Below are 14,563 nucleotides of genomic sequence, written 5' to 3'. Positions count from 1 at the left end.
GCCACCGCCCTCACCGCGCACCTCGCGCACGAGGAGAAGGAGGCGATCCCGCTGATCGACGCCACTCTGAAGGCGGAGCAGTTCCAGAACTTCGGTCGCCGAGCTTGCCGGGGTCGTCGCGGACGACGCCGTCGAGCGCGGCGAGCAGCGCCCGGCGCGTGGGGCGCGGCATCGAGACGAACCGCGTGGGCTCCTGGAGGGTCACGTCGCCGTCCGACAGCGCGCACGCCAGGCGCAGCACGTCGGTGACCGTGTCGACGAGCAGGCCGGCGCCCAGCGCCAGGCGGACCCGGTTGATCACGGCGCGGTTCTCCCGGACGGGGATCCGCTCGGGATGGGGGCCGGAGGCGTGGTGCGCGGCCAGCTTCTCCAGGGTCTCCAGGTCCTCCTCGCCCAGCGGCGTGGTGCTCTCGGCGAGCCGCAGGTACAGCTCCGCGGCCTCCTCGGCGAGGGCCCGCCCGAGGTGCAGGACGGTCACCCGGTCGCCCGCGGCGGTGACCAGCTCGTCCTGCGCCGCCAGCATCTCCTCGTAGGTGTGCTGGTAGCGGCCGTAGCCCTTGAGGGTGAGCAGGTCGAGAACGCCGTCTCGCAGGGCGCCGCGCGCCGCCGGGGCGAGCGCGGCGTCCTGAAGCGTCTCGTGGAGGAGCCCGAGCCAGAAGTCCAGGGTGTCGGGCACGTTGCGGGGGAAGTCGCGGAAGTAGGAGTTGTGCCGGACGTGGTCGCCCGCCATCTCGCGGACGGTGGCGAGCGTGCGCACCGCGACGCTCCGGACGGTCTGCTCCGACAGCCCCGACAGCGCGCGCAGGACGTCCGCGGAGAGCTTGAAGCCGACCGACATCAGGGCGGCGTCGAACTGCCGCGCCACCGTCGCCCCTTCTCCGGACGGACCGGACGGCGCGGGAATGCGATGCGTGTTCCGGACGACCAATGCCTCAAGCCAGATGTTCACCGCGCCATGGTGACAGAGCGCCATAAATCACTGCACGCTATTAAGTGAGCCGATCAGGAGGCGAGGGCGTGCTGTTCCCGCCGCGCGTCCGGAGTGCGCGAGCGGGCCAGGCGCCGTCCCAGCCTTTGCGCGGGCGCCTCGATCCAGCGCTGCGAGGCCCAGCTCGCCGCCACCAGGACGAGAAGGAACAGTGCGAGGCCGGCCGCGTCCTCGCGTCCGGAAGCGCCGAGGAATTGCGCGGCCACCATGAGCAGCAGCGGATGCAGCAGGTACAGCGAGAAGCTGATGGTGCCGAGACCGGTCGCCCAGGCGGGGAAGCTCCGGTTCCGCAGCCGCCAGCCCGCCGCGAACGTCGCGGACGCCGCCAGGACAGCGCCGCACCACACGAGCTGGGCGTTGCGGCCGTAGGGGGCGGCGTTCCACGTCCCGGCGGCGAGCGCGCCCGTCAGGACCGCCGCGCCCGTCGCTCCGGCCGCGCGCCGGGAGATCTGGCCGTGCTCGGCGCGGTGCACGGCGGTGCCCGTGAACATGGCCGCCAGCATGAGCAGGCCCTCCCACGCGCCGAGGCGGCCGTTGACCGCGACCAGCGCGAGGGCGAGCAGCCCGCCGAGCAGTCCGCCCGCGAGGCGCGGCGCGGGACGCCGGGACGACGCCGCCGGGATCGCCACCGCCAGGGCGGCCACCGTCACCGCGACCACCGGGCCCGTCCCCGCGGTGCGCGACAGCAGGGCGGCGGGGGCGTACGCGCCGGTCAGCAGGCCGCAGGCGGTCAGCGCGACCGCCGCCAGCGCGACCACGGTGAGGACCACGGCGGCCGGGGCCGAGCGGCGGTGCCCGCCGACGATGAACAGGGCGACGACCAGCAGGTAGAAGGCCATCTCGTAGGAGAGCGTCCACAGCACGTTCATCGCGTTCGGGACGTTGAGGACGTCCTGCAGCATCGTCATGTGCGCGAGGACGGCGGTCGCGGGGGAGTACTGCTCAAGCCCCGCCCGGAGCCCGAGCACGCCCAGCAGGAAAGGCAGGACGGCGAGGAGGCACGTCACCGCCAGCAGCGGGTAGATGCGGAAGAACCGGCCGACCCAGAACCCGCGCACGCTGCCGCGCCGCTCCAGCGAGGCGGGCACGATGTACCCGCTGACCAGGAAGAACACCAGGACGCCGAACAGGCCGGGGTCGAACCAGTCGGCGAGGCGCACCCGCAGCTCGGGCAGGTACACGTAGCTCGCGTGGTGCAGCGCCACCGCCAGGGCCGCGGCCCCCCGCAGCGCATCGAGCCACCCAAGCCTGGACGATATGGGGGAAACACCCAAAGCGGGAAGCATTCCGACAGACTAGTAGCTCTCGTCTCATCTCCACCATCCAGCTCAGGCCTTCCCTTAATCGAATATCTGCCGTGAAATGGACGAGAAAGGTTTCTCGCTCGCCGCGCCGAATGCGGCGGATCGGAGGAGAAGTGCCGGGAATCACGCATCGCTCGACCAGGGAACCCGCGATCAAGCCGCGTTTCCTTTCGCACGGCACGCTGAAGATCACTGATGTGGCGGCGACGCGGCGCTTCTACGAGGAGGTGCTCGGCCTGGAGGTCGTCCAGCCGATGACGGCGGTCCTCTACGTCCGGCTCGGCGGCGACCACACCTACGTGTGCGTGGAGTCCAGGCCGGACCGCCCCGACATGCCGCTGCTCTACCACAACGGGATCGACGTGGGCAGCGACGAGGAGGTGGACGAGGCCTACCGCGCGATAGCGGAGACCGGCGAGGAGTACGGGGTCAGGGAGCTCAACAAGCCCGTCCGCCAGCACGGCGTCTACTCCTTCTACATCAAGGACCTCGACGGCAACTGGTGGGAGATCGGGCACCTGCCGCCCGGCGGCTACCGGTTCCGGTTCACCGACGCGCGCAACGACCTCACCGGCCGCACGGACCTCACCCCGCGGGAGGCGAAGGACGTCTTCCTCAACCCGGTCGTCGACACCGGCTGACGGCGGCCCTCCCGGGTAACCCGGGGCCGCCGGGGGACGATGGTGGCATGACGACCGACCAGGGTAAGACCACGCTGCCGCTGAGCCCGGACGAGCTGCTCACCACGACGCGCACCGTGCGCAAGCGCCTCGACCTCGACCGCCCCGTCCCCATGGAGCTGGTCCGCGAGTGCCTGGAGATCGCCGTGCAGGCGCCGAGCGGCAGCAACCGGCAGGGCTGGCAGTGGATCGTCGTCACCGATCCCGGGACCCGCGCGGCGATCGGCGAGCACTATCGGCGGGCGTTCGCCGCCTACGCGCAGGCCGGCGGCGCCGGCGGCGCGCAGTACGAGGGGGACCCGGAGCGGGCCGAGGTGCAGCGCCGCGTCGGGGAGAGCGCCGCCCACCTGGCCGACCGCATGGGCGACGTGCCGGTCCTGCTGATCCCGTGCCTGCGCGTGCCCGGCGGACGGCTGCCGGAGGGCAACCAGGCGGGCCTGTGGGGCTCGCTGCTGCCCGCCGTCTGGAACTACGCCCTCGCGGCGCGCGCCCGCGGACTCGGCACCGCCTGGACGTCCCTGCACCTGGTCTACGAGCGGGAGGTCGCCGAACTGCTCGGCCTTCCCGAGGACGTCCGCCAGGGCGCGCTCATCCCGACCGCCTACTACACCGGCGACACCTTCCGCCCGGCCCCGCGGGTCCCGCTGGAGGAGATCCTCCACCTCGACCGCTGGTGAGAGCTTATTGTCGCAGCGCCAATAAGCGTCTAGGATCCGGAGTGCGCCCCGGAGACACCGGCGGCCCCGCGTGATCCCCGTCTACGCGCCAGACGCACGCGGGACCGCCGGCTTCCGGACCGGAGAGGGAGGCCCCGGGGACGGCGTCCGGGCATGGAACAGGGCCGGCGCCGCGAGCGGGCAGCGACGCCGGCCCTGGGATCGGGGACGGGACGGGCTCAGGCCGTCATCTCAGGCCGTCATCTCGGGCCCGCTCATTTCAGGCCGTCGTCGAGGGCCTTGGTCAGGACGCCCGGGTCGCCGGACATCTCCCAGATCATGGCGCCGAGCAGGTTCTTGCTCCGCAGCCAGGCGGTCTTCTTCTGGATCGACCAGGCGTCGTCGAAGGTCCACCACTGGCCGTTGTCGCCGGTGTAGCAGGACGTTGCCACCGCCTGCTCGTCGTGGACGACCCGGCAGTTGGGCACGCTGGCGATCAGGTTGCTGTAGCCGCGCGTCCCGGCCTCCTCCTGGAACTGCCCGGGCGCCGCGCCCTTGGCGGCCTGCCATTCGCCGCTCTTGCCGCCGTCGGTCACGTTCTGCCAGCCGCGGCCGTAGTAGGCGAGGCCGAGCGTGAGCTTGCGCGGGTTCACCCCGGCGTCCAGGTACGGCTTGACCGCGTTCTCGACGCTGAAGTGGAACGGGTACGGGTCGTCGGTATCGGCGTAGAGGTTGCCCTGGTGGCCCGTCCGGTTGGGCTCCCAGGAGTTGTCGCTGCCCGCGCCGTGGAAGTCGTAGCCCTGGACGTTGAAGATGTCCATGGACTTGGCGACCTCCGCCAGCTCCCAGCCCGCGTCGATCTTCGCGGGGTCGGCGGGGGTGAACGCCGACAGCAGGTAGCGCTTGCCGGTCGACTTCGTCAGCTCGTCGAGCTGGCGGCGGAACTCGGCGATGAGCAGCGTGTTGTTGTGCTTGTCGTCCGGGCTGACGTGGTTGCCCGCGTGGCCCTCGGCGCCCGGCCACTCCCAGTCGAGGTCGATGCCGTCGAAGATCCCGGCGGCCGTGCCCGGACCGCCCGCGCCGTTGTAGTCGGGCAGGTTGCCCTTGATGTAGGTGTCGATGCAGGACGCGGCGAACTTCCTGCGGGACGCGTCGGTCCTGGCGACGTCGGAGAAGTACTTGGAGTACGTCCAGCCGCCGATCGAGATCAGCACCTTCAGCTTCGGGTACTTGGCCTTGAGCTTCTTCAGCTGGTTGTAGTTGCCGCGCAGCTTCTCCCAGCCCGTGTCGGCGACGCCGTCCACCGACTGGGCGGCGCTGAACGGGCGCCCGTAGTCGGCCTCGGCGTCGCCCGCTCCGTCGCCCTGGCTCGGGTCCTGCGGGTCGGCCGTGGTGCCCTTCGTGACGCCCTGGAGGCACGTCATGTTGACCGGGTCGACGTTCGCGAACGCGTAGTTGATGTGGGTGAGGCGGGCCGCGTTGCCGGTGGTGTCCAGGTTCTTCACGAAGTACTGGCGGCCGTAGATGCCCCACTGGACGAAGTAGCCGACGCGCGCGTAGCCGCCGCTGACCACGTCGTCGGTCTTCACCTTCACTGCCGCGCTCGCCGCCGACACGTTGTCGTACAGGTCGCGCGCCCGGACGGCGAACGCGTACTCGGTGGACGGCGAGAGCCCCGCGACCGTGGCGCTGGTGCCGGCCACGGTCGTGGCGACCTTCCCGTCCACCAGCACGTCGTAGTTCGCGACGCCGGTGTTGTCGGTCGAGGCCGTCCACGCGAGCTTCACGCTGGCGGAGTCCTTGCCGGTGCTCTGCAGCCCGGTCGGGACGGACGGCGCCTGCGTGTCCGCGGCTGGGTCGTTGGTCCTGACGGTGACGGGCGCGCTGGCGGGGGACAGGTTCCCCTTCCGGTCGCGGGCCTTCACCGTGAACGTGTACTCGGTGTTCGGGGTGAGGCCGGTGACCGTGGCGTTCGTCTCGGGGACGGTGGTCGCGAGAGCCGACCCGTTGTAGACCTCGTACGCGGTGACCGGCAGGCTGCCCGCCTTCGCCGCGTCCCAGGCCAGCGACACGGTCCTGGTCGTCCTGACCGTGGACTTCAGGCCGCCGGGCGCGCCCGGCGGCACGTCGGCGGCGCCGTCGCAGTTGACGTCGTTGACGCGGCAGCTCGTCGGCTCGGCGCCGGACCTGCTGACGGTGAACGTCGGGCTGTAGGGCTCGGTCGTCCGCCCGGCCCCGATCGTGGAGTTGTAGTAGACGGGGCTGAGGGTGACCGTGGTGCCGCTCTGGCTGACCGTCCCGTTGTCGGCGCCGCTCGCGGTCACGCCCGCCGGCAGGTCGAACACGACCGACCAGTTGCTGATCGACGCGCTGGTGTGGTTCGCGACGACGAACTTGGCCTGGGTCCCGCTGACCGTGTACTCGGCGGTGATCCCGGCCGGCGCGGGCGGCGGTTCACCCGTCCCGTCGCAGTTCGCGCCGTTCAGCGTGCAGCTCGTCGGCTGGGCGGCGGAGCTGAGCGTGAACGTCGGGCTGTAGGGCTCGGTGGTCCCGCCCGCCTTGACGGTGTTGATGTAGAACGCCGGGGTCAGCGTCACCTTCGTGCCGTTCTGCGACAGCGCGGCGTTCTGCGGGTTGCTCGCCGTCACCCCGGCGGGCAGTTCGAAGACGAGCTTCCAGCCGCTGACGTCGGCCGTCCCGGGGTTGCCGACCACGTACTTGCCCGTCGTGCCGGACAGGCTGAACGTCGCCGTCAGCCGGTCGGCCGCCTGCGCGGGCGCGGCGGCCAGCGCCGCCACGACCACGAAGGCGACAAGGATTCCGATTAATCTGCGCATGCGCGAACACCTACTTCTGGGGGTGGTTCTTCGGGGTCGGGGAACCGAGGAGCGCCAGCATCCGGTCGATCTCGGCCGAGCGTGAGCTGTCGACGCGCCGCGCGAGCCGCCTCGTCCAGGCGTCCTCGCCCCTGCCGGTCTCCAGCCGCGCCAGCTGGACGGCGTCGTCCTGGTGGGCGATCAGCAGGTCGAGGAAGGCGCGCTCGAACCGGTCCGGCGGCGTCCTCGCCAGCGCCTCCAGCTCGGCGTCGGTGGTCTCGGGCATTCCGCCGTGCAGGTCGTGCTCGTGGGAGTGCGGGTCCGCCGTCGGCGGCCGGTGCCAGGCCCTCAGGCGTCCCGCCATGTCACTGATCTCGGCGAGCTGCGTCGTCTCGATCGCCGCGGCAAGGGTCGCGACCTCGGGGCGGACGGCACGCCCGCGGGCCGTCCGGGCCAGCTTCACGCCCTGGCCCTGATGCGGGACCATCATCTGCAGGAACATGACGTCGGTGGAGTTGAATCCGGTCCCGCCGCGCGCCTGCACGGGGACCGGCGACGGCGGACCGCCGCCGGCCCCGCACTGGACCGCGAGCAGGACGACGCACGCGGCGACAAGCGCCAGCGAGCCGGACGTCGTCAGGCCGCGCCTCATCGTCGCGGGCTCGTCAGACCGGCTGCCAGAGCGCGGCCGTGGTCGGGGGCTCCCAGCCGGCGATCGCCGTGTGCGCCTGGCGGCACGCGTAGGTCGCGCCGCCGTAGGTCACCCGGTCGCCCGCGGCGTAGGCCGTCCCCGCCTTCCACGTCCCGCCCGGCGTCCCGGTCGGCGTGGGAGTCGGCGTGGGCGTCGGCGTCTCGGTGGGCGTGGGGGTCGGAGTGGGAGTCGGGGTCGGGGTCGGGTTGTTCGTCCCGCCGAAGTCGACGTCGGAGCAGGTGTAGAACGCCTCCTGGCTTCCCAGCACCCGCTGCCAGATCGAGTACAGGATGTGGCGGCCCGTCCGCGGCGGGATGTTCAGCGTCCAGTTGGTGTACTCGGACGGGTTCTGGTGCGTGAAGCTCGCCAGCGGGACGAGGTCGCCCCAGCGCAGCGGCTGTGTCGGGTCCCAGCCTTCGCGGGTGAGGTAGAACTCGAAGTTGCTGTCCCCGTGCGGCGCGGACGCGCGGTAGGTGATCGTCTGCTGGCCCGCCCTCATCGGCTTGGCGGGCCAGTCCGCGCGCCGGAGGTCCAGGCCCCGGTACTTGGCCCGTCCGGCGCTGCACAGCTGCCCGTCCGGGATGATCTCCCGGTGCCGCCCGCCCGCGTCCAGCAGCGACACCTCGTTCCAGTCGTAGAAGGCCTGCGCGCCGCTGGCCGCGACGGCCGCCTTGCACGCCTCCGACTTGGGGCTCTCGGGGCCCTCCTGGTTGCACACGTACACGCGGCTGGGCGGATCGGACATCGTGCCGTGCGCGCTCGCGGCCGTCGCCGTGCCGAGCACGGCCAGCGCGGACGCGGCCGGCACCGCGGCCGCCGCCACGGCGGCCTTCCTGCGGGTCGATCGCATGGGTTTCCTTCCGGTGGGGGTGGGGTCCGGTGAAGGAGGCGGGGGGCGGGTCAGGGGGAGGCCGGTCCGGAAGGCCGGTCGGGGAGGGCGGCTCAGGGCAGGCCGTTCAGGAAGGGCTCGTGGCTGTTCATGAACTCCCAGCCGTAGTAGCGGTCCCAGTTGATCGACCACGTCATCAGGCCGCGCAGATCGGGGGACGTCCCGCCGCGGAGCGTGTAGGACCCGCAGTTCTGCCCCTTGACCAGGCAGTTCACGGCCTGCTGCACCTGGGCGGGCGGCGTGTGCCCGTTGCCGGCGCTGACCGCGGCGGGCAGGCCGACCGCGATCTGGTCGGGGCGCAGCCCGGGGAACGTGCGGCCGGTGTTCGCGACCGGGAACCCGGCCTTCACCATGTCGGTCATCGCGATGTGGAAGTCGGCGCCGCCCATCGTGTGGTACTGGCCGTCCAGGCCCATCACCGGCCCGGAGTTGTAGTCCTGGACGTGCAGGACGGTCAGGTCGTCCCGCATCGCGTCGATCACCGGCAGGTACGCGCCCGTCCGGTTGTCGCCGCCGCCCGCGCCGCCGTAGAACTGGTGCCCGACCTGCACGAAGAACGTCTCGGGCGCCATCGTCAGGACGAACTTCGCCCCGTACTTCGCCTTCAGCGACTTCAGCGCCGAGATCAGGTTGACGATGACCGGGGTGGTCGGGTCGCGGAAGTCGGTGTCGCCCGCGTTCAGGTAGAGCGAGTGGCCCTCGAAGTCGACGTCGAGGCCGTCCAGCCCGTACCTGTCGATGATGGCCGACACCGACCGGACGAACGCGTCCCGCGCGGCCGCCGTCGTGAGCTGCACCTGCCCGTTCTGGCCGCCGATCGAGATCAGCACCTTCTTGCCCTGCGCCTGCTTCGCGCGGATCGCGGCGACGAACTCCTCGTCGCTCTCCACGTTCGCGCACTCGCTCGCCGGGCAGCGGGCGAACCGGATGTCGCCGGAGGTGGGCGACGTCGGCTCGCCGAACGCGAGGTCGATGATGTCCCACGCGTCCGGGACGTCCGCCATCCGCACGTAGCCGGAGCCGTTGGCGAAGCTCGCGTGCAGGTAGCCGACGAGCGCGTGCCTGGGCAGCCCGGTGTCGGTGCAGCCGCTGGTCCGCGCGCTGACGGGCCCTGATCTCACCGACTCGCCGACGTCGTTGTAGGCGGCGACCGTGAAGGTGTGCGAGCTGCACGCGGCCAGGCCCGAGACGGTGGCGGCCGTCCCGGTGACCGTGGCCTTGACCGCGGTGCCCTCGTAGACGCGGTAGCCGGTGACCGTCCCGGACGACGCCCCCCACTGGAGGGCGATCGAGCCGTCGGTGACCGCGCCGGTCCTCGGGGCGCCGGGCGCGCCCGGGACGCCCGGCTGCGGCGCGCCGCCGGGACCGTCGAGGGCGACGTCGTCGGCGTAGTACGCGCCGTTGCCGTACCAGCCGTGCAGGTAGATCTGCGCGGACGTCTGGTCGGCGCCGGTCGTGAACGTCAGCGACAGCTTGGTGAAGTCGGCGGCGGACGGCGTCCACGCGGACGTCCCGCCCGTCACGCCGAGGTAGACGTAGCTGCCGCGCACCCAGGCCGACAGCGTGTACGCGGTGTTCGCCTTCACGCTCACGGTCTGCGTGCACTGGCCGGTGCTCCCGGCCGACACCCCGCCCGCGAGCGCGTGCCCGCCCGTCCGCGCAGGGCTCGTCACGACCGAGCCGCCGTCGCACGTCCAGGGGCTGAGCGAACCGCTCTCGAACCCGGCGTTGGCCAGGATGTTGTCCGCGTGGGCCGGGGCGGTGACCCCGGTCAGCAGCCCGGCGACCATGGCCGCCACAACCCAGATCCTCTTCATGGCGGCCTCCCTACGGCAGGGTGTCCAGGTGCGGGCCGACGGTCCCGGCGAAGCCGCCGCCGTTGGTGACGTCCCAGTTGACGGACCACGTCATCGCGCCGCGGATGTCGGGGTAGGTGCGCGACGGCTTGAACGTGCCGCAGCCGGTCCCCTTGGCGAGGCAGTCGAGCGCGTTGTTGACGGCCGACGGGGCCACGACCCCGCCGCCCGCCGCGCCGGGCCCGGCCGGGAGCCCGAGCGACACCTGGTCGGGGCGCAGCCCGTTCTCCAGCTGGATGCAGGCCAGCGCGGTCATGAAGTCGACCGTCCCCTGCCCGTACACCTTCTGGTCGCAGCCGAGCATCGCGCCCGAGTTGTAGTACTGCATGTGGACGACGGTGAGGATGTCCTTGATCTTCAGCGCGAGCTGGAAGTACGACGCGCCGGTCGACTGCATGTCGAGCGTCTGCGGCGCCATCGTGATGATCAGGTCGGCGCCGGCCTTGGCGCGCAGCGCCCGCAGCGCCTGCTCCATGAAGGTCGGGTTGAGGCCGTTCTCCAGGTCGATGTCGACGCCGTCGAACCCGTACTGCGTCATCAGCCCGGACACCGAGTCGGCGAAGAGCTGCGCGGACGCGCCGTCCGCGACCCGGATGGCGCCCTTCTCGCCGCCGACCGACAGGATGACCTTCTTGCCCCTGGCGTGCAGGCCGGCGATGTCGGCCTTGAACTGCGCGTCGGTGTAGCCGCCGAGGGCCGTGGAGAGCTCGGGGTCGAGGCGGAACGAGACCTCGCCGGACCGGCCGGTCGCCTCGCCGAAGGCCACGGCGACCAGGTCGTACTGGTCCGGGACCTGCGAGAGCCTGATCTCCTGCGCCGGGTTGACGAAGTCGTGCCAGTAGCCGGTCAGGAAGTGCTTGGGCAGCGGTCCGGTCGCGCACCCGCCGGTCGTCCCGGTGACGGCCGCGCTGGCCGGCGACTCGCCCTTGTCGTCGTAGGCCCTGACCGTGTAGGTGTGCGTCGAGCACTTGGCGAGCCCGCCGACCGTGGCGGAGGTCCCGGTGACCGTCGCCTTCAGGTCCGGGCCCTCGTAGACGCGGTGCCCGGTGGGCGTCCCGCTTCCGGGCTGCCAGGCCAGCGTCAGCGAGGTGTCGGTCCGTCCGGTGACCGTGGGCGTGCCGGGGGCGCCGAGCCCGCCCGGGGGATCGGTCGGCCCGCCCGCGCAGGGCCGCCCGTTGAACGTGCAGTTCTGCGGGCTCCCGGGACCGTTCCCGAGGAAGCCGAACGTGACGGACCCTCCGGGCGGCAGGACGGCGTTGTACTCGCGGTTCTGGAACGTGTTCCGCTGGCCGTTCTTCGTCAGCAGCGCGTCCCAGTAGGAGCCGACGGACGTCCCGGACGGCAGGTCGAACTCGACCCGCCACCCGTTGATCGCGGTGTCGGTGCCGTTGGTGAGGGTGAAGCGTCCCTCCCAGCCCGAGCCCCAGTCGGAGGGCTTGGTGAAGGTCGCGGCGGCGGCGCCGGCGGCGTGCGCGCCGGGCGCGAGGGCGAGGACGAGGAGCAGGGCGGCGAGGACGCCGAGGGCAGAGCGGGGGCGCAAGGGCTCACTCCATCGCTTCAGGCAGGCTGGCGGATTCCCCCGAACCCCGAGATCGTTCACGTATTAGACAGGAAGGTTTCCTATCTATTTAGGGTCAAGGTAGCCAGCGGCCGGGGCGTCGGCAAGACCCTGGTGCGGGCGCCGTGCGGGCCCCGTGCCGGCGTCCGGGATCACCCCAGCTCGCGCACCGAACCAGCTCCCGCGATCTTGGAAATCGGCAATTCTCGCCGGAACTCGCGGCGATCGACGGCGAACATCGCCAGGTGACCGGCCCGGCCGCCCGATCTAGGCTCGCGAGGACCCCGTGCGCGGCCGGTCGCGGGTAAAGAAACGATCTTCCTGAACATGGTTGATTCAATATCTTGACTGATTCCAGAAAATGGGACAGTCTGGGGTCGTGGCCAGCTCCTTGGACTTCCACGCGATGCTGCGTGCGGCCGCCCTGAGCGTGACCCGCCCGCGGCTGGCGGTGCTGAGCGCCGTCAACGCGCACCCGCACGCCGACACCGAGTCGGTCATCGGCGCCGTGCGCGAGGAACTCCCGAAGGTCTCCCACCAGGCCGTCTACGACTCGCTGCGCGCGCTGACGGCGGCGGGCCTGCTGCGGCGCATCCAGCCGTCCGGTTCCGTGGCCCGCTACGAGTCGCGGATCGGGGACAACCACCACCACGTCGTCTGCCGTTCGTGCGGGGCCATCGCCGACGTCGACTGCGCCGTGGGCGCGGCGCCCTGCCTGACGGCCTCCGACGACCGCGGCTACCTGATCGACGAGGCCGAGGTCGTCTACTGGGGCCTCTGCCCCGACTGCTCAACCGCCCACAGTTCCTGATTCACCCACGGTCGCCCTGGAAGGAATCACATGTCCGAGAAGAACGAAGCCGCCGCCGGTGGCGGCTGCCCGGTCGCGCACGAGCGCGCTCCCCACCCGACCCAGGGGGGCGGCAACCGCGGCTGGTGGCCGGAACGGCTCAACCTGAAACTGCTCGCCAAGAACCCGCCCATGGCCAACCCGCTGGGCGAGGACTTCAACTACGCCGAGGCGTTCGAGAGCCTCGACCTCGCCGCCGTGAAGCAGGACATCGCGCACGTCCTCACGGACTCCCAGGACTGGTGGCCCGCCGACTTCGGCAACTACGGGCCGCTGATCATCCGCATGGCGTGGCACAGCGCGGGCACCTACCGCGTCAGCGACGGCCGCGGCGGCGCCGGCGCGGGCCAGCAGCGCTTCGCGCCCCTCAACAGCTGGCCGGACAACGCGAGCCTCGACAAGGCCCGCCGCGTGCTGTGGCCGGTCAAGAAGAAGTACGGCCGCAAGATCTCGTGGGCCGACCTGATGATCCTGGCCGGCAACGTCGCCCTGGAGACGATGGGCCTGAAGACCTTCGGCTTCGCCGGCGGCCGCCGCGACGCCTGGGAGGCCGAGGAGGACGTCTTCTGGGGCCCCGAGACCGCCTGGCTCGACGACGAGCGCTACAGCGGCGAGCGCGAGCTGGAGAAGCCCCTGGCCGCGGTCCAGATGGGCCTCATCTACGTCAACCCGGAGGGCCCGAACGGCAACCCGGACCCGGTCGCCGCGGCGCGCGACATCCGCGAGACGTTCGGCCGCATGGCGATGAACGACGAGGAGACCGTCGCGCTGATCGCCGGCGGCCACACCTTCGGCAAGACGCACGGCGCCGCGCCGGCCGACAGCATCGGCGCCGAGCCCGAGGCCGCCCCGCTGGAGGACATGGGCCTCGGCTGGAAGGGCACGCACGGCACCGGCAAGGGCCGCGACTCCTACACCAGCGGCCTCGAGGTCACCTGGACGCCCACCCCCACCAAGTGGGACAACACCTTCTTCGAGGTCCTCTTCGGGTACGAGTGGGAGCTGACCGAGAGCCCCGCCGGGGCGCAGCAGTGGCGGCCGAAGGACGGCGCGGGGGCCAACACCGTCCCCGACCCGGAGGACGGCACGCTGAACCGCCAGCCGATGATGCTGACGACCGACCTGTCGCTGCGCTTCGACCCGATCTACGAGCCGATCTCGCGGCGCTTCATGGAGAACCCGGACGAGTTCGCCGACGCGTTCGCCCGCGCCTGGTTCAAGCTGACCCACCGCGACATGGGCCCCGTCAGCCGCTACCTCGGCCCCGAGATCCCGTCCGAGAGGCTGATCTGGCAGGACCCGGTCCCGGCGGTGGACCACGAGCTCGTCGACGCCGAGGACGTCGCCGCGCTCAAGCGCCGCCTGCTGGACTCCGGGCTGTCGGTCGCCCAGCTCGTCACCACCGCGTGGGCGTCGGCCGCGTCGTTCCGCGGCACCGACAAGCGCGGCGGCGCCAACGGCGCCCGGATCCGGCTGGAGCCGCAGCGCAGCTGGGAGGTCAACAACCCCGACGAGCTGCGGAACGTGCTGCGGACCCTGGAGCAGGTCCAGGAGACGTTCAACGCCGAGCAGACCGGCAACAAGCGGATCTCCATCGCGGACCTGATCGTGCTCGGCGGGTGCGCCGGGGTCGAGGAGGCCGCCAGGGCCGCCGGGTACGACGTCGAGGTGCCCTTCACGCCGGGGCGCACCGACGCCTCCCAGGAGGAGACCGACGTCGAGTCCTTCGAGGTGATGGAGCCGACGCACGACGGGTTCCGCAACTTCCTCCAGAAGGGCAACGTCCTGCCGGGCGAGTTCCTCCTGGTCGACAGGGCGAACCTGCTCACGCTGACCGCGCCGGAGATGACGGTCCTCGTCGGCGGCCTGCGCGCCATCGGGGCGAACTACGACGGGTCGTCGCTCGGCGTCCTCACCGACAACCCCGGTGCGCTGACCAACGACTTCTTCGTGAACCTGCTCGACATGGGCACGGTGTGGAAGGGCACGGGCGAGGACCCGATGACCTCTGAGACCTTCGAGGGGCGCGACGCCTCGGGGGCGCTCAGGTGGACCGGCAGCCGGGCCGACCTCGTGTTCGGCGCGAACTCCGAGCTGCGCGCCGTCTCGGAGGTCTACGCGAGCGACGACGCGGGCGAGAAGTTCGTCCTCGACTTCGTCGCCGCGTGGGACAAGGTGATGAACCTCGACCGGTACGACCTCACCTGATCGGGAACGTCCGGGACGTCCGGGCCGGTCGCTTCGGCGGCCGGCCCGGACGCCGTCACGGGGCTGT

11 protein-coding genes are annotated in these 14,563 nt (G+C 71.7%); 4 read left to right on the top strand and 7 right to left on the bottom strand.

All coding sequences use genetic code 11. The features are described 5' to 3' along the window. Positions 1 to 10: 10 nt before the first annotated feature. Positions 11 to 949 carry a hypothetical protein gene (locus ABWI04_RS17665; protein ID WP_353833070.1) on the bottom strand — a complete coding sequence of 313 codons (939 nt, stop codon included), beginning with the start codon at positions 947 to 949 and terminating at the stop codon, positions 11 to 13. A gap of 53 nt (positions 950 to 1,002) precedes the next feature. Further along, positions 1,003 to 2,274 carry an acyltransferase family protein gene (locus ABWI04_RS17660; protein WP_353833069.1) on the bottom strand — a complete coding sequence of 424 codons (1,272 nt, stop codon included), beginning with the start codon at positions 2,272 to 2,274 and terminating at the stop codon, positions 1,003 to 1,005. A 131-nt stretch (positions 2,275 to 2,405) separates the two neighbouring features. Here ABWI04_RS17660 and ABWI04_RS17655 point away from each other — a divergent pair, with 131 nt between their 5' ends. Together ABWI04_RS17655 and ABWI04_RS17650 are read left to right on the top strand one after the other, a co-directional pair. After that, on the top strand, positions 2,406 to 2,933 hold the full coding sequence (locus tag ABWI04_RS17655) for a VOC family protein (RefSeq protein ID WP_353833068.1): 528 nt from the start codon (positions 2,406 to 2,408) through the stop codon (positions 2,931 to 2,933). A gap of 47 nt (positions 2,934 to 2,980) precedes the next feature. After that, the gene (locus ABWI04_RS17650; RefSeq protein ID WP_345179494.1) at positions 2,981 to 3,649 is read left to right on the top strand and encodes a nitroreductase family protein; all 669 of its coding nucleotides are present in this window, start codon (positions 2,981 to 2,983) and stop codon (positions 3,647 to 3,649) included. Positions 3,650 to 3,903: 254 nt separating this feature from the next. Here ABWI04_RS17650 and ABWI04_RS17645 read toward each other — a convergent pair whose 3' ends face one another. From ABWI04_RS17645 to ABWI04_RS17625, 5 genes are all read right to left on the bottom strand, one after another. Beyond that, positions 3,904 to 6,465 (bottom strand): glycosyl hydrolase family 18 protein, encoded by a 2,562-nt coding sequence (locus ABWI04_RS17645; protein ID WP_353833067.1) that lies wholly within the window; start codon positions 6,463 to 6,465, stop codon positions 3,904 to 3,906. 10 nt (positions 6,466 to 6,475) lie between these two features. Continuing rightward, complete coding sequence (locus ABWI04_RS17640; protein ID WP_353833066.1) at positions 6,476 to 7,096, bottom strand: DUF305 domain-containing protein; 621 nt, start codon at positions 7,094 to 7,096, stop codon at positions 6,476 to 6,478. Positions 7,097 to 7,109: 13 nt separating this feature from the next. After that, complete coding sequence (locus ABWI04_RS17635) at positions 7,110 to 7,985, bottom strand: lytic polysaccharide monooxygenase auxiliary activity family 9 protein (RefSeq protein ID WP_345179490.1); 876 nt, start codon at positions 7,983 to 7,985, stop codon at positions 7,110 to 7,112. Positions 7,986 to 8,077: 92 nt separating this feature from the next. After that, a complete protein-coding gene (locus ABWI04_RS17630) occupies positions 8,078 to 9,841 on the bottom strand; it encodes a chitinase (RefSeq protein WP_345179489.1) in 1,764 nt (587 codons plus the stop codon). 10 nt (positions 9,842 to 9,851) lie between these two features. Then, entirely contained in the window at positions 9,852 to 11,420 is a 1,569-nt protein-coding gene (locus tag ABWI04_RS17625; RefSeq protein ID WP_345179487.1) for a chitinase, read from the bottom strand. Between the two features lie 424 nt (positions 11,421 to 11,844). On the opposite strand from ABWI04_RS17625, the gene ABWI04_RS17620 reads away from it, so the two are divergent. Next, positions 11,845 to 12,249, top strand: a complete 405-nt coding sequence (locus ABWI04_RS17620) for a Fur family transcriptional regulator (protein WP_378190713.1) — start codon at positions 11,845 to 11,847, stop codon at positions 12,247 to 12,249. A 30-nt stretch (positions 12,250 to 12,279) separates the two neighbouring features. Next, positions 12,280 to 14,496 carry a catalase/peroxidase HPI gene (gene katG, locus ABWI04_RS17615; RefSeq protein WP_353833065.1) on the top strand — a complete coding sequence of 739 codons (2,217 nt, stop codon included), beginning with the start codon at positions 12,280 to 12,282 and terminating at the stop codon, positions 14,494 to 14,496. Positions 14,497 to 14,563: the final 67 nt, after the last annotated feature.

Origin of the sequence: Actinomadura sp. NPDC000929, from assembly GCF_040492065.1 — a bacterium.
In the GTDB taxonomy this organism is placed as follows: Bacteria; Actinomycetota; Actinomycetes; order Streptosporangiales; family Streptosporangiaceae; genus Spirillospora; species Spirillospora verrucosospora.
The sequence above is the reverse complement of the archived record's forward strand: the minus strand, read 5'-3'. Positions and strand labels throughout refer to the sequence as shown.